This window comes from Burkholderia sp. NFPP32 (assembly GCF_900119325.1).
GTDB classification, from domain to species: Bacteria; Pseudomonadota; Gammaproteobacteria; order Burkholderiales; family Burkholderiaceae; genus Burkholderia; species Burkholderia pyrrocinia_C.
The window spans coordinates 462,012-486,663 of sequence record NZ_FPJP01000004.1 but is presented as its reverse complement, the minus strand read 5'-3'; the positions used below and the strand labels follow the sequence as shown (position 1 = coordinate 486,663).

Here is a 24,652-nt window from a genome sequence, read left to right as displayed (position 1 = left end):
GGACGTTGATAGGTCAGGTGTGTAAGCGCAGTAATGCGTTCAGCTAACTGATACTAATTGCCCGTAAGGCTTGATCCTATAACAAGTCTGTCTCGCGCTGATTACAGCGCGTCGGACTGGTTGGATTCTCGTGTGTGATACACACAACCTGAATTACTGCTTCTTCCTGATTGGTCGTAACGCGAAGCGTTGCGACAACCCTCTTTGCCTGATGACCATAGCGAGTCGGTCCCACCCCTTCCCATCCCGAACAGGACCGTGAAACGACTCTACGCCGATGATAGTGCGGATTCCCGTGTGAAAGTAGGTAATCGTCAGGCTCCCTAAGCCAGAAACCCCCGTCCGAAAGGCGGGGGTTTTTGCATTTCAGCGACGGAAATGTGTTTGGTGCACTCGGCATGGGTCGCATCTCGTGCGGAATGCACTGACGGTCGCGATGTCGCTGATCGGGTGGGCGATGCTTTCGGCGAGAGGGTAAGCGGAGTCGTGAGGGCCGCCGATGCGGAGGTGATGACGGAAGGTTGCGTTCCGCTGTTGTGACGGTTGTTGACGGTGGCCGTAGAAGAGCCGCGGTGCTAGCTGAGCCAAGGAATGGTGCGCAGAGATCCGCTGAACGCCGAGTCAACCACTGAGGCAACAAGGGCCGCATAAAGCGGCCCTTGCTGGTTATGCAACCGGGTCTTCCGGTTCTGGGTCGTGGTAAGGCTGCTCTCGCAGCGCTAGCTGGCTGTAGTCCGGCGAGATCGTGATTTTCCGGGTGACGTAGTTGACGTCGAGGTAGACGCGATCGCCCGGTTTGAATCCAAAGATCTTGAAATCGATATCGATTGCCTGCATCCACGGCAGGTAAGGCCAGCCGCGCTTGGGAAGGTCCGGGTAGTTGCGGAGGACCAGCTCAAACGTCTTTTGCATGTTGACGGGTTTGTTCTTCCTGCGACGTGTCTTACTATTGGCGTCAGCCATTTCCGACTCCTGGTTCGAGTTGGTGGTGGTCAGCGGGTCGTATGGGTGGCAGCCCATGCGGCCCGCGCTTTTACTGCTTTGCTCTCTTCAGTCTTTCATTGAATTCGCGTTTCAGAGAGAAACGATCTTTCCCACTGCTGGTGCGACGGGACCGCCGACAGACATTCGATGCTTGAGAAGCAGGGCCTCAAGTACCGATTTGGCGACGAGCTTGTCGTCGGGGCCGAGTGCCCGCAAGCCTTCAAAAATCGGGCGAAAGTCCTCGTCCAGTCGAAGCTCGCTCGAATCAAACAACAACGAATCGGTGCTTACACACAGAGCGATTGCGAGGCGTTTCATCACGTCGAGATTCGGACGCGTCAGCCCGGCTTCATATCGATTGATCTGCACCATATGAACCTTTGCACGATCGGCCAGTTGCTGTTGGGTGAACCCTCTCTGCTTGCGGAAGGTTGCGAGTCGATTCGAAAAAGCCATAGGTGTAATGGAACAGTCGAAGAGGTGCGAGGTGGATACGTCGATCAGTGTGTATGGACAGTGTAGTGTCTGTCGCATCTCATAAATCACCGTGATGTGCGGATTGGCCGATCGGTAGATGTAGCGAGTTGATCTGCGCAGGCCGTAGATAGGGTTTCGTACCTGTCCAATAGTTTTGTGATGATCTGCATGATATGACTTCGCATACCTAATAAAATAAGGCGAAGAAAAATGAAACGGTTCTATCTCAAGAAAGGAGACCGTTCGTCTAACGGCGGGGTTGTCCTGGAGGGCATGGACTTCTTCATGCATCACGGTACGCCGGTGACGTTTCTGGGGGCCGAAGTTTACTGCTCGGCGTGCGACTCGATTGGCGTCATCGTCGGTGACGGGCCACGACGGCCAGACTCAATCATGGGCAAGCGCGCTGCGCTAGATGGTGATCTGTGCGCTTGCCGTTGCCATCCCCGCCCAGTGATGCGGGCATCTCAAGATACTGCTTCTCTGGACTTCACATCAGGCGAACTCGCCGAGATGGGCTTCGGCCCTGCAGGAAATCCGCTCCCGAAGCGTCGTCGCGAATCGTACGACGAGCAGGTACGAGTTGTGGATCGTGCTGGAAATCCAATATCCGGTGTGCCGCATCACATTCGTTCCGCAACCGGTGCCACGTACAAAGGGCTGACCGATAGCCGGGGTACCTGTCGAGCTGCATGGCAGTGTGGGGCTAAGCAACTGGGCCGATGCGAAGATCTTGGCTTGGTCGACGTTGGAGATAGTGTTGCGACGAATACACTCCGCTATCAACCTGCTGGCATAATGTGTGCCGAATCGGTACCAAGGACGTCGTTGTAATGACCCAAAGAAAGCCTGCAAACCTACTCAAGACCCCAAGCGTTGGGGTTGATGGTGCTTTCGTCTATAACGCGGACGTTGTGAAGCTCTACGAGCACTGGCCTGCGCCCACGTGCATTATTGCTGATGGACCCTATGGCCTCGGCAAGTTCCCCGGTGAGCCGAAAACGGTAGCCGAACTGCCTGCCTGGTATGCCCCGCACGCCGCTGCATGGCATCGCCATGCTTCCCCTGACTGCACCCTGTGGTTTTGGTCGTCTGAGTTGGCTTGGGCTACCGTTCACCCGATCCTCGAATTACACGGCTGGGAGTACGCCGAAGCCTGCACTTGGGACAAGGGCATCCAACATATCGCTGGTAACGTAAACTCGAAGACAATTCGCGGAATGCCGGTGGCCACTGAGGTTGCGGTGCGGTATACCCGCAAGAACCGTCTCCTCTCCGGTGACAATTCGCTAACGCTGAAGGAGTGGGTGCGCGCTGAGTGGCTGCGATCTGGCCTTCCCATGAACCGTAGCAACGAGGCCTGTGGGGTCAAGAATGCTGCAACTCGCAAGTATCTGACGCAGTGTCACCTCTGGTACTTCCCGCCCGGCGAGGCGATGGAGGCTATGGCGGATTACTGCACTCGTCACGGCGTCCCGACAGACGTGCCGTACTTCTCCCTAGACGGGCAGAGCCAGTTTCAGGCGGGCCGCTGGGAGAAAATGCGTGCCAAATGGAATCATGTGCACGGCCTGACCAACGTTTGGTCGGAACCCCCTGTCCATGGCAATAGCCGCCTTAAGGTGGCCGATGGTACTGGCTATCTTCATGCCAACCAAAAGCCCCTGCGGTTGATGGAGCTGCAGGTGAACGCTAGCACCGATCCGGGTGATGTTGTTTGGGAGCCATTCGGCGGGATGTGTTCTGCGACGCTTGCGGCCGCTCGCATGGGAAGAAGAGGTTACGCCGCAGAAATTTATGAGCCGTACTTCCAGGCTGCCGGGGAGCGCCTGCGAATCGGACTAGGGAAAAGAGAGAAGGCCGCATGACTACGGCACCAGCCAACCAGCCGAATGACGCACAAGCAGAACAACCGGCAGCAACGGCAGTAATAGCGGCCGCTACCACTATTCCGGCGAAGCCGATTGCGGCTGGGGGGCCGCCCGATACTTGGCCCCATCACGCTCTTTACAAGAATGTGATCGCAGCGCTCCACGCACTACCGGCGCGCTTCGAGAGCCCACTTGTCATCGCGGGCGTCCCCGCCACAGACCTCCATACGATGAACACCGCACTTGGCGCTGCTATCGAACAGTCTGTAGTAGACAGCCTGAACGCGATACGGGAGCTTTGGGACCCAACCAGAACCTATGCGGCCTACACCTTCGTGCGCCAGTCGCAGACTTTTCCGGACGTCCTGCTAAAAACGACGGATCCAGACGCGCAGCCCCAAATTCTGATGGGTATCGAGCTCAAAGGCTGGTTCGCAATTGCAAAAGAGGCCGAGCCGTCCGCTCGCTTTTATGCAAACGAGGATTCCTGCGCTGACGCTGACCTTTTGGTGGTCATGCCATGGGTGTTCGACAATGTTGTGTCAGGTCGCCCGCGGCTGTTAAAACCAATCATCGCAGAGGCAAAACACGTTGCTCGTGTCCGCAATTGGTGGTGGGAGTTTGTTCGACAAACGGATACGCCGAATGAGACCCGCGGAATTACGCTAGCACCGCACCGGCTGACGTATCCTGGCAAGGCAGACAAATACTCGGACAAGGCCATCAGCGACAGTGGCAAGAATTTCGGTCGCGTGGCTCGTTGCGGCGTAATTGACATTGACGTGGACGCCACTTTGAAGGAGCCTGTTTTAGGCATCCCCATTGACGCTTGGCGAAAATTCCTGGCAGTGTTCAGTGAGAAAGCTACTCCAGCCAGCATCAACAAGGCGCTCGACAACCTTGCTTCCGATTACATGGCAATGTTCGCGATCGCACCCGAGTACGCTGAGCAAGTCGCCACCAAGTACGGTGAGATCGCGGAAGTCATTGCTGAAGGTGCTGCGGTCGCAATAGCGGCAGCCGAGGCGGAAAGAACGGCTAGGGCTGCTCGCACTGCTGCTGCTAGGGCGACGCGCACCAATGGCGGCGGCACTAGAAGGTCCAGGCGTAACGCTGAGCAGGAGGAAGCCCCTGCAGATGATGCACCTTCTGGCGCCGCCGACGACGCTCTAACAGGCAACCCGGCAGAATAGGATGCTGTCGGTCAGATTTCAAGCGCCGTCGAAACTAATCGTGCAGTAGGGGTTGATGCAAGGCGTTTTCCCAAGTCTTCGGCACGAGGATGGTAGTACCGCATCAACATGCGCGGATCCTTGTGGCCCATGATCTTGGTCGATCTGTGCATGGGGAAGATCGACGCCAAGTGCGACATGGCTTCGTGCCTAAGATCACGAAAGCGAAGGTCCGTCAGGACCTTCACACTTGGTCGCCGACCGGCGTCTTTGTACTCGTCTAGGTAGACCTTTCATGCACGGGCCTCCTCTGCGCAATTCTCCATGTCCAAACGACTCTTGAAATGATCTATCGCGTCGGGCATGTCGACGGCATCATTTTGCATCAATTGCAGCGGCCCACCTGAACTACTTTTGCGTGTGCATCGTCAGTCGCACCACTCACGGTAAGCTTTAGCATCCGATGCGAATTCTGGGCCGCGCGCCTCCAGTGCTTCGGCCCATCGCCGGACTTCTTCTTTCGATGGGACCATGCTGGCGGGGCATTCCGACAGGAAGAAGGTCAGGAAAGAGTCCAGATCCTGTTTCGTGCCGTTGTTGATCTTGTCCAAATACGCGTCCCGGTTGTCTGCTTGCATACTCGGCTCCTCGTTTCACGTATTCTGTGCCAAAAAACGCAACCCTGCCGGGTGTGCCCATACATCTCAAGAACAAAGCCAAGGTTATCTTGTCGCGCCCGCTACTCCACTCCTCGGCGGAACTTGGCGAGCGCGCCGAATGATCTCCACGCAATCCCATACTGGTCTCACCAATAGGGGCCAGACGCAGCTTGCCTCCGAAGCTTTCAACGAAACCGTCTTGCTACTGGCTACTCGACGCAAGGAAGGCATCATCAAACGCGACGTCATACAACCAGCGCATGGCTCGGCTAGCCAAATAGGCGACGATTCATCGGACGAGCGTAAGATTTCATTGCCCCAATCGGCGGGCCCGAAAACTAAAGAGGGTTGCGATGAGACTGGAATCCGTTTCAATCAAGAACTTCCGTTGTTATCTCAATGAGATCACCGTGTCGATGGCCGACCTGACCACTTTCGTCGGCAAGAACGACATTGGGAAGTCTTCAGTTCTTGAAGCTCTGGAAATTTTCTTCAATAACGATACAGTGAAGATAGAGCAGGGGGATGCCAACATTTATAGCGGCGATCCTTTAGTGTCGATTACCTGTGAATTCTCCGATCTGCCTGACAAGCTCACGCTCGACGCTGGCGCAGACACGACGCTTGCGGCGGAATACCTACTGTCCAGCACCGGAACGCTCAAGATTCAAAAGATCTTTGATTGCGGAAAGAAAACGCCGAGCAGCGAAGTCTTCATTCTTGCAAACCACCCGACTGCCGCGGGTGTCGCGGATTTGCTGGACTTGAAGGAAAAGGACCTGCAGAAGCTCGTCAAGGAACAGAACCTTGATATTGCCCTTAAAGGCAATCCCGGCATGCGTCAGGCGCTCTGGGCTGCCGTCGAGGACTTGAACCTGAGGGAAGTTCCACTACCGGTTTCGAAGCCGAAGGAAGACAGCAAGCGAATCTGGGATCAGCTCGAAAATTACTTACCTATGTATGCGCTGTTCCAAAGCGATCGCAGCAGCCGCGATTCCGATGGCGAGGTGCAAAACCCGATGAAGGCCGCTGTCGCCGCTGCCATTGCTGAAGTGCAGGAAGACATCAATCGTATTCAGGCCAAGGTACAGGAAAAGGCTGAGCAAATTGCTGCGAGCACCCACGATGCGCTGAAGACAATCGACCCCGGCTTGGCAAAGGAGCTAACACCACAGTTTACGCCGCCGACTCCGGCTAAATGGACAGGCCTGTTTTCGGTCGGCATGGATACCGACGACGGTATTCCGCTGAACAAGCGCGGTAGTGGCGTGCGCCGTCTTGTGCTGGTCAGCTTCTTCAAGGCCGAAGCTGAGCGAAGACTAAAGACAGGAGCAAGCCGCAGCATCATCTATGCAATTGAGGAGCCAGAAACCGCTCAACATCCGAACAATCAGCGCATCCTCATCGATTCGTTCAAGACACTCGCATCGGAAACCGGATGTCAAGTTCTACTTACCACGCATAGTCCCGGATTTGCTTCTGAGTTGCCGACGGCAAGTATAAGGTTCGTGACTCGTGCCGACGGTCGGCCCGTGATTCAGGAAGGTGCTGATGTCTTTGGTCAAGTCGCAGAGACCCTTGGCGTCATTCCGGATAGCCGAGTAAGGGTCTTGTTTTGCGTCGAGGGGCCGACCGATGTTCTTGCGTTTAAGCACCTTAGCCGCGCCCTGCATGAAGCCGACAACACACTTCCCGACTTGAGTAAGGACGATCGGATTGCCTTTGTTCTGCTCGGCGGATCGACGCTCAAGCATTGGGTTACAGAGCGCTACCTCCGCGCGCTCAATCGTGTGGAGGTCCACATTTACGATAACGATGTGCCGAAATATGCTGCCTCTGTCGCCGAAGTGAACAAGCGTGGCGACGGATCTTGGGCCACACTGACAAGCAAGCATGAAATCGAATGCTATCTACATGCTGACGCAATCCGAGACGCTTTCGATGTCAACGTTGCCGTGGCCGACAACCCCGACGCCGAAGGCAAAGCCGTACCCAGGCTGTTTGCAGAAGCATTTTTTGCAAAGCAGAAAACCGATGCGGCGATGTCAGATACCAAAGCAAAACTGCGCCTCGCGGAGAAGGCATTCCCGAAAATGACCGCGGCGATGGTAACGGAGCGAGACCCAGCGGGTGAGGTTGCTGGCTGGTTTCGACGGATCGGCGAAATGATGTGATTGGTGAGGGAGCGGGCGAACGCGCGTTTGGGGCCGCGTCTATACCGACGCGGTCTCAGCCGTCACGCATCCAAAAATAGTCATCTGCCTTCAATTGCTCATACCACTCGTCGTATTCCATCGGTTGATTCTTGTCCAAGATATTGAAGTTCGCGGGAAGAGCGATACCGTTGTTCTTTAAAAGTCGGAGCAACGGTTCAATCGAGAGGACAGTAGCAAATCCGAGTTCGTTCGGGTTTGAGTTCATGACAAGTGACTCTATAAATACGCCAAGCAGCACTCCATATTCGTCAACCACCGGACCGCCACTGAAACCACCTCGAGCTACGGTAGAGATTAAGTGGAAATAATGGTTCGAGCCGATGTACTTGTTCATACTTGCATTGACTTCACCGCGAACCGCTACCAGTTGCGAGCGATCAGACATGGGAATCTGCGGATAGCCCATCAACAGAACCTCACTGAGGATGTGGTCATCACTCACGGCATCGTCGATTAGGAAGCCAAACGGGATTCCCTTGAACCCATGCAGGGCGCTTTGGTGCGAATTTTTGTAGTTCCGTAAGTGGCCGGGTGTAAAGCGTACGTTCGTCTTCAGCACCGCGACGTCAATGGTTTCATCCGACGGATAGTATGTCGACAATATTTCGATGGATTGGATCATGTCGAGGCCTTCCGTGTGGTCCAACTGAACGCCATGAAAGCCTTGCACGACGTGTCTCGCCGTAGCGAAATACCCTTCGCCAATATGGAACGCCGTCCCCGTGGATGTATCGCCGTTCGAGTCCTCAACCGTTACACGGACAACACGCTCCCTAAGCGTGGAGTAAAGCATTTTCATGCGATTCACGAGTAACCTCTTTCAATTTCACACTGTCGACGAATGGGAAAAAGGGCCACAAATTTGCCACACGCCGTGTGCAAAGACCTGCGCCAGAATGCAAAAAACGCACTACATCGCAAGACGTAGCGCGTTTTTTTGCTGGAATTTATGGTGGAGTGAAGGAGGATCGAACTCGCGACCTTCGCATTGCGAAGGCGTTGTTTTTCCTCCAGATGTAACAGCACATGAGATCCTTGTGCGGGACCGATGTGCTCTTTCCTCCGCAATAACATCACGAAAGTCTAGTCATTTCCGTTGTTTCGCGTCTAAGCAATTCGGCGATAGTCTAATGAATTCCGCTTCCCTGCACTACCGAAATGCGTCAAACATCAATATTCCCCGCCCGCAACGCATTCGACTCAATAAACGCTCTCCGCGGCTCGACATCATCCCCCATGAGCGTAGTAAAGATCCCGTCCGCGGCAATCGCGTCCTCGATCTGCACACGCAGCAGTCGCCGCACCGCCGGATCCATCGTCGTTTCCCACAGCTGCCCGGGGTTCATCTCCCCGAGCCCCTTATACCGCTGCTTCGAAACGTTCCGCTCCGCATCGGCAAGCAACCACTTCATCGCGCTCTTGAAGTCGGTAACAGCCATACTGCGCTCACCACGCTTGATAACCGCACCTTCCCCAATAAGCCCCGTGAACGTATTCGCAGTAGCCACAAGCTGCTGATAATCCGCCGTGTGCTGGAACTCCTGATCGATGACCGAAACTCGCACATTCCCGTGATGGGTACGTTCGACATGCAGCGACCGCTGTTCGCGAACGGCGTCATACGCAGGCACCACGCGAACTTCGTTCTTCAAAGCCTCGTCATGCAACGCAGCGTGAAGAGCCTTCGCCGAAGCCTCCGTCGAAGCCTCGTTGGAAAGATCGATCGCCACGCCATCCATGATCGCCTCGAGCGCCGCCGGGTCATACAACCGGCTCAACCGATCGATCACGCTCTGCGACAGCAGATACGACCGCGCCAGCTCCCCGAGCGCATCGCCGGAAATCGCCGCCGCGTTCTCGCCAGGAACCAGCTCCGACCCTTGCAGCGCCAACCGCAGCATATGCGCGTTCAGCTCCACATCATCCTTCAGATACCGCTCGTCCTTGCCCGCCTTGATCTTGTAAAGCGGCGGCTGCGCGATATACACGTACCCGCGCTCGATCATGTCCGGCATTTGTCGATAGAGGAACGTGAGCAGCAGCGTCCGGATGTGCGCACCGTCGACGTCCGCGTCGGTCATGATGATGATGCGGTGATAGCGCAGCTTGTCGAGGTTGTAATCGTCCTTGCCGATGCCGCACCCGAGCGCCGTGACCAGCGTCACGATCTGCTCCGACGACAGCAGCTTGTCGTAGCGCGCCTTCTCGACGTTCAGCACCTTGCCGCGCAGCGGCAGGATCGCCTGGAACTTGCGGTCGCGCCCTTGCTTGGCCGAGCCGCCTGCCGAGTCGCCCTCGACGATGTAGATTTCGCACTTCGCCGGGTCTTTCTCCTGGCAGTCCGCGAGCTTGCCCGGCAGGCCGACGCCGTCGAGCACGCCCTTGCGGCGCGTCATCTCGCGTGCCTTCCGTGCAGCATCGCGCGCCCGCGCGGCTTCGACGATCTTCCCGCAGATGATCTTCGCGTCGATCGGCGTTTCCAGCAGGAACTCTTCGAGCGCCTTCGCGACAACTTCCTCAACCGGCGCCCGCACTTCGGACGAAACCAGCTTGTCCTTCGTCTGCGAGCTGAACTTCGGCTCCGGCACCTTCACGGAAAGCACGCACGACAGCCCTTCGCGCATGTCGTCGCCGGTCGTTTCGACCTTGGCCTTCTTCGCGATTTCGTTGTCGGTGATGTACTTGTTGATGACGCGCGTCATCGCGGCCCGCAGGCCGGTCAGGTGCGTGCCGCCGTCGCGCTGGGGAATGTTGTTCGTGAAGCACAGCACGTTCTCGTTGTAGCTGTCGTTCCACTGCATCGCGACTTCCACACCCACGCCGTCCTTCTCGCCGATCGCGTGGAAAACCGTCGGATGCAGGTTGGTCTTCGTCTTGTTGATGTACTCGACGAAGCCCTTCACGCCGCCGGCGAACGCGAAATCGTCTTCCTTGCCGCTGCGCAGGTCGGTCAGGCGAATCCGCACGCCATTGTTCAGGAACGAAAGCTCGCGCATGCGCTTCGCGAGGATGTCGTAGTGATACTCGACCGTGCCGAAAATGGTCGGATCGGCCATGAAGTGCACTTCGGTGCCGCGGTTCTCGGTATCGCCGGTCACCAGCATCGGCGACACTTCCACGCCGTCCACCTTCTCGAGCACGCGCTCCTGCGCGATGCCGCGATGGAACTCCATGAAATGCTTCTTGCCGTTGCGGCGCACGGTGAGGCGCAGCCAGCTCGACAGCGCGTTCACGCACGACACGCCCACGCCGTGCAGGCCGCCGGACACCTTGTAGCTGTTCTGGTCGAACTTGCCGCCGGCGTGCAGCTCGGTCATCACGATCTCGGCGGCGCTGCGCTTCGGCTCGTGCTTGTCGTTCATCTTCACGTCGGTCGGAATCCCGCGGCCGTTGTCGGTCACGGTAATCGAGTTGTCGACGTGAATCGTCACCTGGATGTCGTTGCAGTACCCGGCCAGCGCTTCGTCGATCGAGTTGTCGAGCACCTCGAACACGAGGTGATGCAGACCGGTGCCGTCCGACGTGTCGCCGATGTACATCCCGGGGCGCTTGCGCACCGCCTCCAGACCTTCGAGGATCTGGATCGACGAGGCGCCGTAGCTGCTGTTATCGGGTTGCGAATTGTGCTGTTCACTCATGGATATCTTCCGGTTCTGCGAGGCCACTCTCGTGGCGGCGCGGTGCGTTTCAGCGAGAAATCGCCGGGCCGCTCCAGTTTCCTGGCCCGTCCGAGGTGCCGTTAGGGCACCAAAGGGACGGGTTGTCGGTTCGCCATAAAAACGCCAAAGGGGCTTGCCGCCCCCTGGTGTGTGTCGCTATGTCGAGCGCGTCAGATGCGCATCGGCATCACGACATACTTGAACTCGTCGTTCTCGGGCACGGTGATCAGCGCGCTCGAGCTGGCGTCGCCGAGGCTCACCTGCACGGTGTCGACCTTCAGGTTCGCGAGCACGTCGAGCAGATACGTGACGTTGAAGCCGATGTCGACGGTGTCGCCCTGGTAGGCGATTTCCAGTTCTTCCTGCGCCTCTTCCTGGTCGGCGTTGGTCGACATGATCTTCAATTGGCCCGGTGCGATGATGCAGCGCACGCCCTTGAACTTGTCCGAGGTCAGGATTGCCGCACGCTGCAGCGAACGCTGCAGTTCTTCACGGCCGATCTCGAACGTGTTCTTGTGCGCCTTCGGGATCACGCGCTGGAAGTCGGGGAACTTGCCCTCGACGAGTTTCGACACGAGCTCGACCTGGCCGAACGTGAACTTGGCCTGGGTTTGCGCGATGTCGATGGTGACGGTGTCGTCGATGTCCTCGAGCAGGCGTTGCAGCTCGAGAATCGTCTTGCGCGGCACGATGACTTCCTGGCGGCCGAACGTGCCGCCTTCGATCTTCATCGACGAGAACGCGAGGCGGTGGCCGTCGGTGGCCACGGCCATCAGCTGGTCGCCGTCGACGACGAGCAGCATGCCGTTCAGGTAGTAGCGGATGTCCTGCTGCGCCATCGCGAAGTGCACCATGCCGAGCAACTGGCGGAACGACTTCTGCGGGACGGTGAGGGTGGCGCCGAAATCCTTCGCCTGCGCGACGGTCGGGAACTCGTCGGCCGCCAGGGTTTGCAGTGCGAAACGGCTCTTGCCCGATTGAACGGTGAGGCGCTTGTCGGCGAGCGACAGCGTGACCTGGCCGTCAGGCATCGCGCGCAGGATGTCGAGCAGCTTGCGGGCCGCGACGGTGGTGGCCACCTGGTCGCCGCCGACGCCGAAATCGGCGCGCGTGGTGATCTGCAGCTCCAGGTCGGTCGACAGGAATGAAACGTCCGGGCCGTTCTTGGTGATCAGCAGGTTGGCGAGGATCGGCAACGTATGGCGGCGTTCGACGATGCCGCTGACCGTTTGCAGCGGCCTGAGGAGTGTGTCTCGTTCGGTCTTGACCAGTTGCATAGAGTTCCTTCGTTGAGTAACGGCCTGCAGCGCAGCAGCCACGCAGCGCCCCGCCGGCCGGGCTCTTGGCCCGCCACCGCCGGAGCGGTCAAACCAGTATTGTGCCTCAAAACCGAACCGCCCCCCTTAAATTGGGGCGGAGGCCGAATTATCAAGCGCGCCCGCGCGCTCAGCCCTTCAGCGTCTGTTCCAGCACGTGCAGCTCGTGGTTGAGCTGCGCGTCCTTGCTGCGCTCGTCGGCGATCTTGCGCACGGCGTGCAGCACGGTGGTGTGATCGCGCCCGCCGAACAGCTCGCCGATTTCCGGCAGGCTCTTCTGCGTGAGTTCCTTCGCGAGGTACATCGCGATCTGCCGGGGCCGCGCGATGTTCGCCGGACGCTTCTTCGAATACATGTCGGCGACCTTGATGTTGTAGAAGTCGGCGACGGTCTTCTGGATGTTCTCGACCGAAATCTGCCGGTTCTGCACGGTCAGCAGATCCTTCAGCGCTTCCTTGGTCAGCTCGATCGAGATTTCGCGGCCGTGGAACTTCGAATACGCGAGGATCTTGCGCAGCGCGCCTTCGAGTTCGCGCACGTTCGAGCGCAGGTGCTTCGCGACGAAGAACGCGACGTCTTCCGACAGGTTCACGCCTTCCGACTGCGCCTTGCGCATCAGGATCGCGACGCGCATTTCCAGCTCGGGTGGCTCGATCGCGACGGTGAGGCCCGAGTCGAAGCGCGAGATCAGGCGATCGTCGATCCCCGAGATCTCCTTCGGATACGTGTCGCTGGTGATGATCACCTGCGCCTTGTTCGCGACCAGCGCCTCGAACGCGTAGAAGAATTCCTCTTGCGTGCGCGACTTGCCGGAGAAGAACTGGATATCGTCGATCAGCAGCAGGTCGAGCGAGTGGTAGTAGCGCTTGAAGTCGTCGAACGCCTTGCGCTGGTATGCCTTCACCACGTCCGACACGTATTGCTCGGCGTGGATGTAGCGGATCCGCGCGCCGGCCTTGTCGAGCAGCAGCTGGTTGCCGATCGCGTGGATCAGGTGGGTCTTGCCGAGGCCGACGCCGCCGTACAGGAACAGCGGGTTGTACGAGATGCCGGGGTTGTCCGCGACCTGGATCGCGGCGGCGCGCGCCAATTGGTTCGCTTTACCAGTCACGAAGTTGTCGAACGTGAGCACGGGGTTCAGCTTCGAGCGTTCGTACATCGAATCGGCTTCGCCGCCGTTGGCGGGGGCCGCGCCGGGGCCTGGGCGCCACGTGCGGCGGCCGGCGGCCGCTTCGTGCGCGGGCAGGCTCGGCAGGTCGATGTCGGCGTCATCGGCGTTCAGGTGGTGCGCGGCGGCCGCCGACGGCGTCATCGGTATGTCGGCCGGCGCGGCGGGCGCAGCCGCGGCATGCGCGGTCAGGTTCGCGGCGATCGCGGCCACCGTGGCGGCCGGGCCGCCCGGCTGCAGCGGCGCGCGCGGGGCTGCCGACGCGGCGCCGGCAGCGGCGCTGCGCATGCCGGCCTTCGGATCGAGGACGAACTGGACTTCGATCGGCGCGTTCCAGAAATCCCGGGCCAGATCGGAGATCCGGCCCGAAAACTGGCTCTTGACCCAGTCCAGCTTGAAGCGGTTCGGCGCGGCGATGGACAGCGTGTTCGCCGACGCATCGAAGGCCACCGGGGCCAAGGGTTTGATCCACGTCACGTACTGCTGGGGCGTCAGCTCGCGCTCCAGCAGTGCGGAACAGTGTTGCCAGAAATCGTTCATCAAGTAGCTGTCGTTTTTTGCATGCACAGCGCGGCTCGCCGGCGCCCTTGTCGCGGTCACGCAACAAGGCCCGAAGCGGTCGTGCGAGCGTGCCTCGGACGCCTGCGTCACAGTCGTGGAGAGGCAGGCGGGAGCCGAAGCGGCCTGCGGGATTCTTGGAGATAAGGCGAGATTCTAACGCCAAACGCGGCCACAGCGGGACTTATCCACAGGCTGGATTTGTGGGTCGCGGGGCCGGATCGGCGCGGGCCGGCACAGGCGCGTGACGCGTAAAGTATTGACCGTCAAGAGAAAAACGGTTTAAATAGCGGGTTCCGCGAAAACCAATCCTGTATTCCCGGCGATTGCGTTCGCCCGAATGCCTCCGGTTAAGGGCACGCGGTCCCCTGAATTTCGACATTCTCGAACAAGTGAGAACATCATGAAACGTACTTACCAACCGTCCGTGACGCGCCGCAAGCGCACCCATGGCTTCCGTGTCCGCATGAAGACGGCAGGTGGCCGCAAGGTCATCAACGCTCGCCGCGCGAAGGGCCGCAAGCGCCTCGCCATCTAAGGCGGGTTGCGCGCTGTGTCCGCCGTCCGCAGTCCTGCGGAAGGTGCCGTCGAGCCGGGTGCGAATCCGTCGCAGACGAAAGCCGCCTTCCCGAAAGCTGCGCGACTTCTGAAAACGGATGAATTTTCATCCGTTTTTCGTTTGCGCCCCTGGCGGCGTTCCGCGCACTTCGTGATTTACGGCAAGCCGACCGGTCAGCCCGCGCGTCTGGGGCTCGTCGTCGGCAAGAAGTATGCGCCGCGTGCAGTCACGCGTAATCTCGTGAAGCGGCTGGCGCGCGACGCGTTTCGCTTGCGCCGGGCCGAGTTCGCCGGTTACGACCTGCTGCTGCGGCAGCACACGCGCTTCGACAAGAAAGCGCTGCCGAGCGCGGCTTCCGCCCCGCTCGCGGCGATGTGCGCGGCCGAGATCCGCGAGCTGCTCGACAGGGCAGTCCGGGAAATCGCCCGCCGTGCGTCGAAGCCCGCGTCCGAGTGACGCATCCGTGCCCGGTGCGGCGTTCGCGCCCGCCCGGCCGGTTTTGACGCGGCGCCGAACGGCGCCGCCCAAGGTATGGAAACGGTCTTGATCGCGTTGCTGCGCTTCTACAAGGTTGCCGTGAGCCCCCTGCTCGGCAACCGTTGCCGTTTTTATCCTTCCTGTTCGGATTACGCGCGCGAGGCAATCCAGTATCATGGCGCCGCGCGCGGCACGTATCTCGCCGTCAGGCGCGTGTGCCGATGCCATCCGTTTTCCGCGGGCGGCATCGACCTCGTCCCGCCGCCCAACTCCGACACTCGCGCTCGCGGCGAAGCCGACGCGCGGTCCCATCGACTCTGAGACAACGCATGGATATCAAACGCACCGTCCTATGGGTGATCTTCTTCATGTCAGCTGTCATGCTGTACGACAACTGGCAGCGTTCCCATGGACGCCCGTCGATGTTCTTCCCGAGCGCCACGCAGACGGCCCCCGCGGCGGCTGCCGGCGGCGCATCGGGCACGGGCGCGACGACGACCGCAGGTGAAGCGCCTGCCGCCGCAGCCGGCGCCGCACCGTCGACGACGGCACCGGCCGCCCAGGCGCAGCTCGTGAAGTTCTCGACCGACGTCTACGACGGCGAAATCGACACGCGCGGCGGCACGCTCGCGAAGCTGACGCTGAAGAAGCAGGGCGACGGCAAGCAGCCCGACCTGTACATCACGCTGTTCGACCACACGGCCGGCCACACGTATCTCGCACGCTCGGGCCTGCTCGGCGGCGATTTCCCGAACCACAACGACGTCTACACGCAGGTGAACGCCGGCTCGACGTCGCTGACGGGCGACCAGAACACGCTGAAGCTGTCGTTCGAATCGCCGGTGAAGGGCGGCGTGAAGGTCATCAAGACCTACACGTTCACGCGCGGCAGCTACGTGATCGGCGTCGATACCAAGATCGACAACGTCGGCACGGCGCCTGTCACGCCGACGGTCTACATGGAACTCGTCCGCGACAACACGGCCGTCGAAACGCCGATGTTCTCGCACACGTTCCTCGGGCCGGCGGTCTATACGGACGCGAAGCACTTCCAGAAGATCGACTTCAGCGACCTCGACAAGAACAAGGCGAACTTCGAGAAGTCCGCCGACAACGGCTGGGTCGCGATGGTGCAGCACTACTTCGCGTCGGCATGGATTCCGCAGTCGGGCGTGAAGCGCGACATCTACGCTGAAAAGATCGATCCGGCGCTGTACCGCGTCGGCGTGAAGCAGCCGGTCGCGGCGATCGCCCCGGGCCAGTCGGCCGACGTGCAGGCACGCCTGTTCGCCGGTCCGGAAGAAGAGCGCATGCTCGAAGGCATCGCGCCGGGCCTGGAACTCGTGAAGGACTACGGCTGGGTGACGATCATCGCGAAGCCGCTGTTCTGGCTGCTCGAGAAGATCCACGGCTACGTCGGCAACTGGGGCTGGGCGATCGTGCTGCTGACGGTGCTGATCAAGGCCGTGTTCTTCCCGCTGTCGGCCGCGAGCTACAAGTCGATGGCGCGCATGAAGGAAATCACGCCGCGCATGCAGGCGCTGCGCGAACGCTTCAAGAGCGATCCGCAGAAGATGAACTCCGCGCTGATGGAGCTGTACAAGACCGAGAAGGTCAATCCGTTCGGCGGCTGCCTGCCGGTCGTGATCCAGATCCCGGTGTTCATCTCGCTGTACTGGGTGCTGCTCGCGTCGGTCGAAATGCGCGGCGCGCCGTGGATTCTGTGGATTCACGACCTGTCGCAGCGCGATCCGTTCTTCATCCTGCCGGTGCTGATGGCCGTGTCGATGTTCGTGCAGACGAGCCTGAACCCGACGCCGCCGGACCCCGTTCAGGCGAAGATGATGAAGTTCATGCCGATCGCGTTCTCGGTCATGTTCTTCTTCTTCCCGGCCGGCCTCGTGCTGTACTACGTCGTGAACAACGTGCTGTCGATCGCGCAGCAGTACTACATCACGCGCAAGCTCGGCGGGGTCAAGAAGAAACCGGCCTGACGTCCTTGGCACACGCGGGCGGCGAGCCGCTCGCGATGCGCGCAAAAAACAAAGCCGCATGGTTCGCCCATGCGGCTTTTTTGCTTCTGGGCGGCGGCGCGCGGTTTTGCGATGCGCGTGCCGTTCCCCGTCAGGATTTCTTCGCTTCGATTTTCGGATCGCCGTAGAACTGCTCGACCAGTTCCTGAACGAGGTAGCGATGATGCGGAGACAGCGCCTCGATCTTCGACGCGAGTTCGATCGTTTCGGGCGTCGGCGGATAGCGTGCGTCGCGCGGCAGCGGTTGCGGTGTCGGATGTTCGATCACGCTCGGCGACGGCCCGTAATGCAGCCAGTGCAGTTCGACGCGCAGCCATTCGGCGAGCGTTTCGAGTTTGTCCGACGTCGGAATCGTGCGGCCCGTCAGCCACTTGTGCGCGGTTTGCGGCGAAACGGGATGCGTTCCGCGGTGGCGCAGATTGAACTTGTTCGCAAGCTCCGTCGCGCCGGCGACCTTCTCCGGACTGCGCCGCAGGGCGAATTTCAGGCGTTCCGAGAACGCGGCTTTTTCTTCGGATGTCGGCATGGGGGAGATTGTGCAATTCCACCGACGTCTTTCAGACAACCGCATGAGATAAACATATCTCGTTCGGACTAATCCCGGACTGGCGCAGGATGAGCAGCGGAATTGAGGGACGCAGTGTCAGGCCGCTCCGGCAGGCAGACTAGTCCGAAACGGTGGCTGTGTCATCGCGCTGGACTGATACTCGACTTATCCCCGGTGGGATAAATTCGGGCAAGTCCGAATCCCGTGTGGCGTCCGGTGGCGTATGAGCCGGCACGCTACAATGCCGGCGTTCCGATGCCCGAACTGTTGCGCGGGCGCACCACTCACTGCCTGATCACCCGATTCATCCGATTCCCATGCTCGCTACCGATTCCGACCCGATCGTCGCCATTGCCACTGCTGCCGGCCGGGGCGGTATCGGCGTCGTCCGCGTGTCGTTCGGGCGCGGCGGCGAGGCGGCCGCGCTGCCGCTGATCGACGCGCTGTGCGGGCAGAAGCTCGCGCCGCGCCATGCGAGCTACGTGCCGTTCCTCGACGAGCACGGCGCGCCGCTCGACCGCGGGATCGCGCTGTATTTCCCGGCACCGCATTCGTACACCGGCGAGCACGTGCTCGAGCTGCAGGGGCATGGCGGGCCGATCGTGATGCAACTGCTGCTGCAGCGCTGCCTGGATGCGGGGCGCGCCTTCGGGCTGCGGCTCGCGGAACCGGGCGAGTTCACGCGGCGCGCGTTCCTGAACGACAAGCTCGACCTCGCGCAGGCCGAGGCGGTTGCCGACTTGATCGAGGCAAGCACCGAGGCCGCCGCGCGGTCGGCCGGGCGTTCGCTCGATGGCGCGTTCTCGCGGCAGATCCATGCGCTCGTCGAAGACGTGATCACGCTGCGGATGCTGGTCGAGGCGACGCTCGATTTTCCGGAAGAGGAGATCGACTTCCTGGAGGCTGCCGATGCACGCGGCAAGCTCGCGAAGATCCGTGCGCAGCTCGCGCACGTGCTTGGCGATGCGCGACAGGGTGCGCTGCTGCGCGAAGGGTTGTCGGTCGTCCTTGCCGGACAGCCGAACGTCGGCAAGTCGTCGCTGCTGAATGCGCTGGCCGGCGCGGAACTGGCGATCGTCACGCCGATCGCCGGGACGACGCGCGACAAGGTTGCGCAGACGATCCAGGTCGAAGGGATTCCACTGCACATCATCGATACGGCCGGGTTGCGCGAGACGGAGGATGAAGTCGAGCGGATCGGGATTGCGCGCACGTGGAGCGAGATCGAGCGCGCGGACGTCGTGCTGCATCTGCTCGATTCGCGCACGGGGCTGACGCCGGATGACGAGACGATCGCCGCGCGGTTTCCGGGCGGCGTGCCGGTGGTGCGGGTGCTGAACAAGACGGATCTGACCGGCGTGCCGGCCTGCGTCGAGCATCCAGCGGCGGAAGGCGATCTGACCGAGGTGCATCTGTCGGCGAAGCGCGGCGACGGGATCGACATGCTGCGTGCGGAGTTGCTGCGGATCGCGGGGTGGCAGGCGGGGGCCGAAGGCGTGTATCTCGCGCGCGAGCGGCATTTGATCGCGTTGCGGGCTGCGCAGGAGCATCTGGCGCAGGCGGCGGATCATGCGGAGCAACGGGCGCAGTCGCTGGATCTGTTTGCCGAGGAACTGCGGCTCGCGCAGGAACAGCTCAATGCGATTACCGGGGAGTTCACTTCGGATGACCTGCTGGGGGTGATTTTCAGCAGGTTTTGTATTGGGAAATAACGGGTAGTCGGCGCAGGTGTTCCAATGTCCGTCGCCGATAGTCCCCGTGCCTCCAATCCTTATAGCGGGAAGCGCATAGTCTGCCGACGTCGATTCGAATGCATGCATTCGATCCGGATCGCGTGTCAGCGGCCTCGCGTCGACGTATTACGCGGCCGACATTCATCCGGGACCCAGGGTGTGATGCAACGTGTGGCTGGCGTCCTCAATCCCAATGCCGATGATGGTGGTAATACCCGCCACCACCGTAGTACCCGCCGTCCGGCACCACGATACAGCCGCTCAATAGCACGGCGACGCCGGCAATCAGCAAAAGGGTTTTCTTCATGGCGCTCACCTGCTCGGGTTCGATATGAAACCGAGCATAGCGAGCGCCCGCAACAGGGGCTGTAAGCATTGGTATCCCTGCCCCGCATTGCGTAACGGCGCATTATTCCGGTCAAAATGACCGTAACAAATACCCCAAACAGCAGACGTATTCAGGCGACCACAACCCTGTTTCGCCCCGTATCCTTCGCACGATACAGCGCGGCATCGGCGGCTTCGATCAACGCATCGGGCGTGGACAGATCGTCGGCCGACACGGTCGCACAGCCGACGCTGACGCTTACGCGTCCTGCCGGCGAAGCAGGCATCGCGAGGTCCAGCCGCAGCACCGCTTCGTGCGCTTCCTCGGCAACGACCCGCGCGCCGCGCGTACCCGTGTTCGGCAGCACGATCGCGAATTCCTCGCCGCCGTAACGCGCGACGATATCCGCTGGCCGCCTCACCGCGCCGGCCAGCGCATTTGCGATCGCGATCAGGCACGCATCGCCCTTCACGTGACCGAACGCGTCGTTGTATGCCTTGAAGTGATCGACGTCGACCATCAGCAGCGACAGCGGTTCGCCTTGCCGTCGCGCCTGCAGGAACAGCGTGTGGAAATGATCGTTGAAGTGGCTGCGGTTGAACGCGCCCGTCAGCCCGTCGCGAGCGGAAGAGCGAATCAGCGTTGCATGCGCCTCGAACAACTGCTGGTACAGCATCGTCACTTCCCACGCGAGCACGCACACGAGCACACCGGGCGTGAACATGCTGAACACGCGCGCGACATACCAGCCGACCGTGAAGCGGTTCGTGGTCAGCAGGTTCAGCGTCGTGTCGGTGAGGCACGCGAGCACCGCGATCGCGAGCCAGAGATCGAGCGTCGTGCGCAGCCGGCCGGTGGCCAGCACGGCCACGAGCGCAAGCGCATTGAGTATCCACACGGCGAGCGCGACGCCATTGAAGGGCAGCACGGCCGCGTCGCCGGGCGGACGGAACGCGGGCGGCAGCGACACGTTCAGCGCGAGCGCGCACAGCAGCGCGGCCGCGATGGCCGGCCCGCCGACGAGCGCGACGGTCCACCGGCGCGTCTGCTGTTCGCCGACCGGTGCGCGCGTCAGTCGTTCGCGCGCGAGCAGCGCGGCCATCACGAAGCACGGGAAGCCCGCATGCCAGAAGATCCACATCCACGCGGCGCTTTGCGGGCGTGCGCCGAGCAGGCCATGCGGCGCGAACACGCCCGGAAAGGTGAGCAACTGCAGCGCGACGGCGAGCGCGGTGAACGCATAGGCGCCGCCGAGCGCGCCGAGCACGGGCTGGCGCGTCACGGTGAACTGCGCACCGAGGAAAAACGCGGCGATGCTCGCGGTCGTGAACACGGTGAGCGCGCACATCGGCATGAACGGCTCGACGGCCGGCAGCGTGACGTTCGCGTGCGGCGCGGCGATTCCGAGCGCGAGCAGGATGACGAGCGCCGTCAGCGCGCCGAACCAGAGCTGACGACGCGTCGTGTGCTGTATCAGGATGCCTTCCATGGAGTCCCCCGGACACGCGTGCGCAAACGCCCGGTCTTGCGCCGGGCGGCGCGCATCCCGGCCGCGGCGCGACCGGTGCGGCCCGATCCTATCGCGTTATTGGCGCGCGCTCAAATGCCGAGCCCCGGACCGAAGTTGCCGGCGACCCAGTGCGTGACGGCGTCGACGTCCGCGTAGTCCTGTTCGGGCAGGCCGTCGAGCATCGACAGCACCTCGTTGCTGGCGCCGGCATCGCGCGCGGCATCGACGATCGCATCCTTGTTCGCCGGGTAGCGGACGGCCGCCAGCACGTCGGCGATCTGCAGGTCGATCGTTTCGTTGGGAATATCGTGCGGAGGGAGGGCGGGCTTGTCGTTCACGTCGGCGTCTCGCGGGTTGGGCGGGAATCGGTTCGAAGCGGAATAAGGGTGCATCACGCGTTGCCCGGCCCGGAGTGGCCCGGCCGGCGCGTGACGCGGATCGACGGAGATCGGCTCAATGCCCGCGTCGCACGCGGCGCCACGGATGCTTCCAGTCGATGTGCGGGGCGTTTTCGTCGCGCGGATGCTGGCGCCGATGTTCCTGCCAAAGTTCGTCGGAAAACAGCGCCGTGACGATCACGAGCGGCAGTACGAGAAAAATACCGAGTATGACTTGCTCGATCACGATAGCCTCCCTGCAGTGGCAGGAACCCTTGCTCACATTCTAGGCTCTGAACTTCGCCCGCGTTCAACTTCTTACAGTGCGGAACGGGCCCGAGCGCGGCCGAGCCGCGCGGGCGTGCCGCACGTGCGCCGGCATCAAAAAGGACATGAACATGCAACTCCAGAACGATACCAACACGCTTGCGCTGCGGCCGCTGGAGCGCCAGGACCTGCGCTTCGTCCACGAACTGAACAACGACGCGAAGATCATGCGCTACTGGTTCGAGGAGCCGTACGAAACCTTCTCGGAACTGTCGCAACTGTACGATCGCCACGTGCACGACCAGCGCGAGCGCCGTTTCGTCGCGGTCGATGCGCAAGGCGAACTGGTCGGTCTCGTCGAATTGATCGAGCTCGACTACATCCATCGCCGCGGCGAGTTCCAGATCATCATCGCGCCGCAATGCCAGGGGCGCGGCTATGCAGGCCAGGCGACGCGCCTCGCGATCAAGTACGCATTCAACGTACTGAACATGCGCAAGCTGTACCTGATCGTCGATACGACGAATGCGGCGGCGATTCACGTGTACGAAAAATGCGGGTTCCAGCACGAGGCTGAATTGAAGGAAGAATTTTTTGGCAACGGTGCGTATCACAATGCTTATCGCATGTGCATCTTCCAGCGCGATTATTTCGAGCGCCAGCAATCGGCCTGAATAAGGCAGGGTAAACACGCTGACGAAAGACGCCTGCGGCACGGCCTCCGCGGGCGCAGGATGCATGCGGGGAAACACGGATAAATACGGATGCGCTTATATCTGGCATTTTTCTTGTATCAGGTAAATGCGATTCCGCGCTGCGGTAAAGTCGGATCGTTTCGAATGACTTTATGTGCGGCGCATCAAAATGATCCGGATATCGAAATGGATTATCCAAACCGTTCAATCGCCGCCTTGTAACTTTGCTGAAAGTCTTGCCGGGTAATGCTTTCCGCCCGGCGCCACGAGCCTGTCCGCCACGCGGCAGGCGTGGTCCCGCACGGAAAACGGGCTGCGCACGGGGTGCGACAATCCGCCGCTATTGCGGTCGCACAACAAATGTGCTTGCTATCACTTGCCGGTCTTCTAAAGTAAAAAACGCGGGTTCACGATCACCTTTAAACACATAGCTAACCCAAGCCTGGTGCCCGCAAGCCTGGAGACAAAAAATGAAGAAGCGTACCGGTATCCTTTTTGCCCTCGTCGGCGCATTTTGCGCAGTGTCGATTGCCCAGGCCGGCGGCGATTCGGCCGTCAAGCCGAAGCAGGAAATCCAGCTGACGAAGAATGCCTGGGGCTGCCTGTCGAAAGACAATCTGGATTCCGTACTGAATCACGAGCGCGACGGCAAGTCGCAGGCGAAGCAGCAGTACTTCGACGACTACCGCTGCCTGTCGGTGCCGGAAGGCCAGCGCTTCCGCGTGGTGTCGGTCGACCAGGGCGACGTGCAGTTCGTCAGCGCAGACAACAGCGACCAGCAGGGTCTCTGGGCCGATTCGCGCTTCGTCAAGCAATAACCGCACAGTCACCGCGCAGTCGCACGACGCGCGAGCGCGCCGGCCCGATCAACCGGCGGCGCGAACCGAACACGGCCCGGCGCATGCCGGGCCGTTGCGCTGTGAGGGCACACATGACACGTGCCGGACGGCGCGCATTCGGTATCATCACGGCCCGACCGAACCGAATGCCCGCCCGGGCCGCATCCGCATGGCGCTGAAATCCACGATCTACAAAGCCGAACTGCAAATTGCCGACATGGATCGGCATTACTATGCCGATCACGCGCTGACGGTGGCGCGCCATCCGTCGGAAACCGACGACCGGATGATGGTGCGCATCGTCGCGTTCGCACTGTTCGCGCACGAGCGGCTCGAATTCTGCAAGGGGCTGTCGGACGTCGACGAGCCCGATCTGTGGCAGAAGGACCTGACGGGCGCGATCGACGTGTGGATCGAGGCCGGCCAGCCCGACGAACGGCGCATCTCGAAGGCGGCCGGCCGCGCCGGGCAGGTCACGGTGATCGCGTACGGCGGCAAGACGTCGGATATCTGGTGGCAGGGCGTGCGCAGCAAGGTCGAGCGGCTGCGCAACGTGCAGGTGCTGTCGCTCGCCGATGGCGTCGCGGCCGAGCTCGGGCAGCTCGCGGAGCGCACGATGCGCCTGCAGTGCACGGTGCAGGACGGCGCGGCGTGGATCTCGAGCGCGGACCACGATCCGGTCGCGGTCGAATGGACGGTGCTGAAGGCGCGCGCGGGCGCGTGACGGCCCGCACACCGGCCGTGCTCAGCCGATCGCGGCCGGCGGCCCCTTGAATTCCAGCATGTTGCCTTCGGGATCGAACAGGTAGATCGACGGCCCGTAGCCGCCGGCGCCGTAGCGCTCCGCGGGGGCGCCCGGCCGCGCGCCATGCGCGGCGAAATGCGCGATCAGCGCGTCGGGATCGAACGGCTCGACGCGCAGGCACAGGTGATCGAGGTTGCGCCCGGTGCCGGGCGGGCCGCTGTCGGGACGGTCGATCGGGCCGCCGACCGACAGCAGGTCGATCAGCGCATCGCCGGCGCGCAACTGCACGAGGCCCAGATCGGGCTGTTCCTTCTCCACGTGGCAGCCGACGGCGTCGCAGTAAAAGCGCGTCATCGCCGCCATGTCGGTCACGCGCAGCACGATGTGATCGATCGCGCGGATGGTGGGTTTCATAAGCCGATACTCCTTCGCAGTCGACGAGCATCGAGTGTAGACGCATCG

Annotated in this window: 25 protein-coding genes, 2 rRNA genes and 2 pseudogenes; 15 read left to right on the top strand and 14 right to left on the bottom strand. The window is 61.1% G+C overall.

All coding sequences use genetic code 11. The features are described from left to right. The 3 genes and pseudogenes from BT264_RS11640 to BT264_RS38095 all read left to right on the top strand — a co-directional run. Nucleotides 1–78, top strand: a 23S ribosomal RNA gene (locus tag BT264_RS11640); the annotation flags it as partial. A gap of 129 nt (nt 79–207) precedes the next feature. Beyond that, nucleotides 208–320, top strand: a 5S ribosomal RNA gene (rrf, locus tag BT264_RS11635). 77 nt (nt 321–397) lie between these two features. After that, nucleotides 398–475, top strand: a pseudogene (locus BT264_RS38095) (cytochrome b); the annotation flags it as partial. Nucleotides 476–666: 191 nt separating this feature from the next. On the opposite strand, the gene BT264_RS11630 reads toward BT264_RS38095, so the two are convergent. Both BT264_RS11630 and BT264_RS39870 read right to left on the bottom strand, forming a co-directional pair. Beyond that, nucleotides 667–963: a hypothetical protein gene (locus BT264_RS11630; RefSeq protein ID WP_072437680.1), complete on the bottom strand. Its 297-nt coding sequence runs from the start codon at nt 961–963 to the stop codon at nt 667–669. Between the two features lie 111 nt (nt 964–1,074). Further along, nucleotides 1,075–1,752, bottom strand: coding sequence for a helix-turn-helix domain-containing protein (locus BT264_RS39870; protein WP_256260618.1), 678 nt, complete (start codon nt 1,750–1,752; stop codon nt 1,075–1,077). Here BT264_RS39870 and BT264_RS40470 point away from each other — a divergent pair. The 3 genes from BT264_RS40470 (at nt 1,672) to BT264_RS11610 (ending at nt 4,525) form a co-directional block, all read left to right on the top strand. Further along, nucleotides 1,672–2,295 carry a PAAR domain-containing protein gene (locus tag BT264_RS40470; protein ID WP_072437646.1) on the top strand — a complete coding sequence of 208 codons (624 nt, stop codon included), beginning with the start codon at nt 1,672–1,674 and terminating at the stop codon, nt 2,293–2,295. The two genes, BT264_RS39870 and BT264_RS40470, sit on opposite strands and share 81 nt — an antisense overlap. Further along, on the top strand, nt 2,295–3,329 hold the full coding sequence (locus BT264_RS11615; protein WP_072437645.1) for a DNA methyltransferase: 1,035 nt from the start codon (nt 2,295–2,297) through the stop codon (nt 3,327–3,329). Before BT264_RS40470 ends, BT264_RS11615 begins: the two co-directional genes overlap by 1 nt. Nucleotides 3,330–3,562: 233 nt before the next feature. Then, nucleotides 3,563–4,525, top strand: a complete 963-nt coding sequence (locus BT264_RS11610; RefSeq protein ID WP_143155700.1) for a hypothetical protein — start codon at nt 3,563–3,565, stop codon at nt 4,523–4,525. An 11-nt stretch (nt 4,526–4,536) separates the two neighbouring features. Here the strand turns inward: BT264_RS11610 and BT264_RS39865 are convergent. Both BT264_RS39865 and BT264_RS11600 read right to left on the bottom strand, forming a co-directional pair. Further along, nucleotides 4,537–4,782 (bottom strand): annotated as a pseudogene (locus BT264_RS39865) (site-specific integrase); the annotation flags it as partial. Between the two features lie 150 nt (nt 4,783–4,932). Next, nucleotides 4,933–5,142 carry a hypothetical protein gene (locus tag BT264_RS11600; protein WP_072437643.1) on the bottom strand — a complete coding sequence of 70 codons (210 nt, stop codon included), beginning with the start codon at nt 5,140–5,142 and terminating at the stop codon, nt 4,933–4,935. 374 nt (nt 5,143–5,516) lie between these two features. On the opposite strand from BT264_RS11600, the gene BT264_RS11595 reads away from it, so the two are divergent. Continuing rightward, on the top strand, nt 5,517–7,337 hold the full coding sequence (locus BT264_RS11595; protein ID WP_072437642.1) for an ATP-binding protein: 1,821 nt from the start codon (nt 5,517–5,519) through the stop codon (nt 7,335–7,337). Nucleotides 7,338–7,392: 55 nt separating this feature from the next. Here BT264_RS11595 and BT264_RS11590 read toward each other — a convergent pair whose 3' ends face one another. From BT264_RS11590 to dnaA, 4 genes are all read right to left on the bottom strand, one after another. Next, nucleotides 7,393–8,178, bottom strand: a complete 786-nt coding sequence (locus BT264_RS11590) for a S1 family peptidase (RefSeq protein WP_072437641.1) — start codon at nt 8,176–8,178, stop codon at nt 7,393–7,395. 364 nt (nt 8,179–8,542) lie between these two features. Beyond that, on the bottom strand, nt 8,543–11,017 hold the full coding sequence (gene gyrB, locus BT264_RS11585) for a DNA topoisomerase (ATP-hydrolyzing) subunit B (RefSeq protein ID WP_072437640.1): 2,475 nt from the start codon (nt 11,015–11,017) through the stop codon (nt 8,543–8,545). A gap of 191 nt (nt 11,018–11,208) precedes the next feature. Beyond that, nucleotides 11,209–12,315, bottom strand: coding sequence for a DNA polymerase III subunit beta (dnaN, locus tag BT264_RS11580; RefSeq protein ID WP_059605245.1), 1,107 nt, complete (start codon nt 12,313–12,315; stop codon nt 11,209–11,211). A gap of 169 nt (nt 12,316–12,484) precedes the next feature. After that, complete coding sequence (dnaA, locus tag BT264_RS11575) at nt 12,485–14,062, bottom strand: chromosomal replication initiator protein DnaA (protein ID WP_218173338.1); 1,578 nt, start codon at nt 14,060–14,062, stop codon at nt 12,485–12,487. A gap of 421 nt (nt 14,063–14,483) precedes the next feature. On the opposite strand from dnaA, the gene rpmH reads away from it, so the two are divergent. The 4 genes from rpmH (at nt 14,484) to yidC (ending at nt 17,110) form a co-directional block, all read left to right on the top strand. Next, nucleotides 14,484–14,618, top strand: coding sequence for a 50S ribosomal protein L34 (gene rpmH, locus BT264_RS11570; RefSeq protein ID WP_004198824.1), 135 nt, complete (start codon nt 14,484–14,486; stop codon nt 14,616–14,618). Between the two features lie 15 nt (nt 14,619–14,633). Further along, a complete protein-coding gene (gene rnpA, locus BT264_RS11565; RefSeq protein ID WP_021157986.1) occupies nt 14,634–15,095 on the top strand; it encodes a ribonuclease P protein component in 462 nt (153 codons plus the stop codon). A gap of 75 nt (nt 15,096–15,170) precedes the next feature. After that, nucleotides 15,171–15,437 (top strand): membrane protein insertion efficiency factor YidD, encoded by a 267-nt coding sequence (yidD, locus tag BT264_RS11560; RefSeq protein ID WP_009694594.1) that lies wholly within the window; start codon nt 15,171–15,173, stop codon nt 15,435–15,437. A gap of 8 nt (nt 15,438–15,445) precedes the next feature. Next, nucleotides 15,446–17,110, top strand: a complete 1,665-nt coding sequence (gene yidC / locus BT264_RS11555; RefSeq protein WP_072437638.1) for a membrane protein insertase YidC — start codon at nt 15,446–15,448, stop codon at nt 17,108–17,110. A 130-nt stretch (nt 17,111–17,240) separates the two neighbouring features. On the opposite strand, the gene BT264_RS11550 is transcribed toward yidC, so the two are convergent. Beyond that, nucleotides 17,241–17,675 (bottom strand): transcriptional regulator, encoded by a 435-nt coding sequence (locus BT264_RS11550; protein WP_072437637.1) that lies wholly within the window; start codon nt 17,673–17,675, stop codon nt 17,241–17,243. A 338-nt stretch (nt 17,676–18,013) separates the two neighbouring features. Between BT264_RS11550 and mnmE the strand changes: the two genes are divergently transcribed. Beyond that, nucleotides 18,014–19,408, top strand: coding sequence for a tRNA uridine-5-carboxymethylaminomethyl(34) synthesis GTPase MnmE (gene mnmE, locus BT264_RS11545; protein WP_072437636.1), 1,395 nt, complete (start codon nt 18,014–18,016; stop codon nt 19,406–19,408). A 205-nt stretch (nt 19,409–19,613) separates the two neighbouring features. Here mnmE and BT264_RS39860 read toward each other — a convergent pair whose 3' ends face one another. The 4 genes from BT264_RS39860 to BT264_RS38085 all read right to left on the bottom strand — a co-directional run bounded on the left by BT264_RS39860 (nt 19,614) and on the right by BT264_RS38085 (nt 21,927). Further along, nucleotides 19,614–19,736 (bottom strand): hypothetical protein, encoded by a 123-nt coding sequence (locus tag BT264_RS39860; RefSeq protein ID WP_256260617.1) that lies wholly within the window; start codon nt 19,734–19,736, stop codon nt 19,614–19,616. A gap of 151 nt (nt 19,737–19,887) precedes the next feature. Further along, nucleotides 19,888–21,246: a sensor domain-containing diguanylate cyclase gene (locus BT264_RS11540; protein WP_072437635.1), complete on the bottom strand. Its 1,359-nt coding sequence runs from the start codon at nt 21,244–21,246 to the stop codon at nt 19,888–19,890. 110 nt (nt 21,247–21,356) lie between these two features. Next, a complete protein-coding gene (locus BT264_RS11535; RefSeq protein WP_034179394.1) occupies nt 21,357–21,605 on the bottom strand; it encodes a DUF2795 domain-containing protein in 249 nt (82 codons plus the stop codon). Nucleotides 21,606–21,720: 115 nt separating this feature from the next. Further along, nucleotides 21,721–21,927, bottom strand: coding sequence for a hypothetical protein (locus tag BT264_RS38085; RefSeq protein WP_143155698.1), 207 nt, complete (start codon nt 21,925–21,927; stop codon nt 21,721–21,723). Nucleotides 21,928–22,042: 115 nt separating this feature from the next. On the opposite strand from BT264_RS38085, the gene speG reads away from it, so the two are divergent. From speG to BT264_RS11520, 3 genes are all read left to right on the top strand, one after another. Then, nucleotides 22,043–22,585 (top strand): spermidine N1-acetyltransferase, encoded by a 543-nt coding sequence (speG, locus tag BT264_RS11530; RefSeq protein WP_034179469.1) that lies wholly within the window; start codon nt 22,043–22,045, stop codon nt 22,583–22,585. A 491-nt stretch (nt 22,586–23,076) separates the two neighbouring features. Next, nucleotides 23,077–23,424, top strand: a complete 348-nt coding sequence (gene sap1 / locus BT264_RS11525) for a surface attachment protein Sap1 (RefSeq protein WP_072437634.1) — start codon at nt 23,077–23,079, stop codon at nt 23,422–23,424. Between the two features lie 190 nt (nt 23,425–23,614). Beyond that, nucleotides 23,615–24,169 (top strand): YaeQ family protein, encoded by a 555-nt coding sequence (locus BT264_RS11520; RefSeq protein ID WP_072437633.1) that lies wholly within the window; start codon nt 23,615–23,617, stop codon nt 24,167–24,169. Nucleotides 24,170–24,190: 21 nt separating this feature from the next. Here the strand turns inward: BT264_RS11520 and BT264_RS11515 are convergent, their stop codons facing one another. After that, a complete protein-coding gene (locus BT264_RS11515; protein ID WP_034179392.1) occupies nt 24,191–24,604 on the bottom strand; it encodes a VOC family protein in 414 nt (137 codons plus the stop codon). Nucleotides 24,605–24,652: the final 48 nt, after the last annotated feature.

What these genes read in the sequence shown, in the direction of transcription:
- BT264_RS11610 (WP_143155700.1), top strand. Translation starts at nt 3,563, where the DNA reads ATGAACACCGCACTTGGCGCTGCTATCGAACAGTCTGTAGTAGACAGC.
- rpmH (WP_004198824.1), top strand. Translation starts at nt 14,484, where the DNA reads ATGAAACGTACTTACCAACCGTCCGTGACGCGCCGCAAGCGCACCCAT.
- BT264_RS39860 (WP_256260617.1), bottom strand. Translation starts at nt 19,736, where the DNA reads ATGAAGAAAACCCTTTTGCTGATTGCCGGCGTCGCCGTGCTATTGAGC.
- BT264_RS11630 (WP_072437680.1), bottom strand. Translation starts at nt 963, where the DNA reads ATGGCTGACGCCAATAGTAAGACACGTCGCAGGAAGAACAAACCCGTC.
- BT264_RS11515 (WP_034179392.1), bottom strand. Translation starts at nt 24,604, where the DNA reads ATGAAACCCACCATCCGCGCGATCGATCACATCGTGCTGCGCGTGACC.
- yidC (WP_072437638.1), top strand. Translation starts at nt 15,446, where the DNA reads ATGGATATCAAACGCACCGTCCTATGGGTGATCTTCTTCATGTCAGCT.
- BT264_RS11550 (WP_072437637.1), bottom strand. Translation starts at nt 17,675, where the DNA reads ATGCCGACATCCGAAGAAAAAGCCGCGTTCTCGGAACGCCTGAAATTC.
- yidD (WP_009694594.1), top strand. Translation starts at nt 15,171, where the DNA reads ATGGAAACGGTCTTGATCGCGTTGCTGCGCTTCTACAAGGTTGCCGTG.
- BT264_RS39870 (WP_256260618.1), bottom strand. Translation starts at nt 1,752, where the DNA reads ATGCATGAAGAAGTCCATGCCCTCCAGGACAACCCCGCCGTTAGACGA.
- dnaN (WP_059605245.1), bottom strand. Translation starts at nt 12,315, where the DNA reads ATGCAACTGGTCAAGACCGAACGAGACACACTCCTCAGGCCGCTGCAA.
- BT264_RS11520 (WP_072437633.1), top strand. Translation starts at nt 23,615, where the DNA reads ATGGCGCTGAAATCCACGATCTACAAAGCCGAACTGCAAATTGCCGAC.
- BT264_RS11615 (WP_072437645.1), top strand. Translation starts at nt 2,295, where the DNA reads ATGACCCAAAGAAAGCCTGCAAACCTACTCAAGACCCCAAGCGTTGGG.
- BT264_RS11540 (WP_072437635.1), bottom strand. Translation starts at nt 21,246, where the DNA reads ATGGAAGGCATCCTGATACAGCACACGACGCGTCGTCAGCTCTGGTTC.
- gyrB (WP_072437640.1), bottom strand. Translation starts at nt 11,017, where the DNA reads ATGAGTGAACAGCACAATTCGCAACCCGATAACAGCAGCTACGGCGCC.
- mnmE (WP_072437636.1), top strand. Translation starts at nt 18,014, where the DNA reads ATGCTCGCTACCGATTCCGACCCGATCGTCGCCATTGCCACTGCTGCC.
- BT264_RS11595 (WP_072437642.1), top strand. Translation starts at nt 5,517, where the DNA reads ATGAGACTGGAATCCGTTTCAATCAAGAACTTCCGTTGTTATCTCAAT.
- speG (WP_034179469.1), top strand. Translation starts at nt 22,043, where the DNA reads ATGCAACTCCAGAACGATACCAACACGCTTGCGCTGCGGCCGCTGGAG.
- sap1 (WP_072437634.1), top strand. Translation starts at nt 23,077, where the DNA reads ATGAAGAAGCGTACCGGTATCCTTTTTGCCCTCGTCGGCGCATTTTGC.
- BT264_RS11590 (WP_072437641.1), bottom strand. Translation starts at nt 8,178, where the DNA reads ATGAAAATGCTTTACTCCACGCTTAGGGAGCGTGTTGTCCGTGTAACG.
- dnaA (WP_218173338.1), bottom strand. Translation starts at nt 14,062, where the DNA reads ATGAACGATTTCTGGCAACACTGTTCCGCACTGCTGGAGCGCGAGCTG.
- BT264_RS11600 (WP_072437643.1), bottom strand. Translation starts at nt 5,142, where the DNA reads ATGCAAGCAGACAACCGGGACGCGTATTTGGACAAGATCAACAACGGC.
- BT264_RS40470 (WP_072437646.1), top strand. Translation starts at nt 1,672, where the DNA reads ATGAAACGGTTCTATCTCAAGAAAGGAGACCGTTCGTCTAACGGCGGG.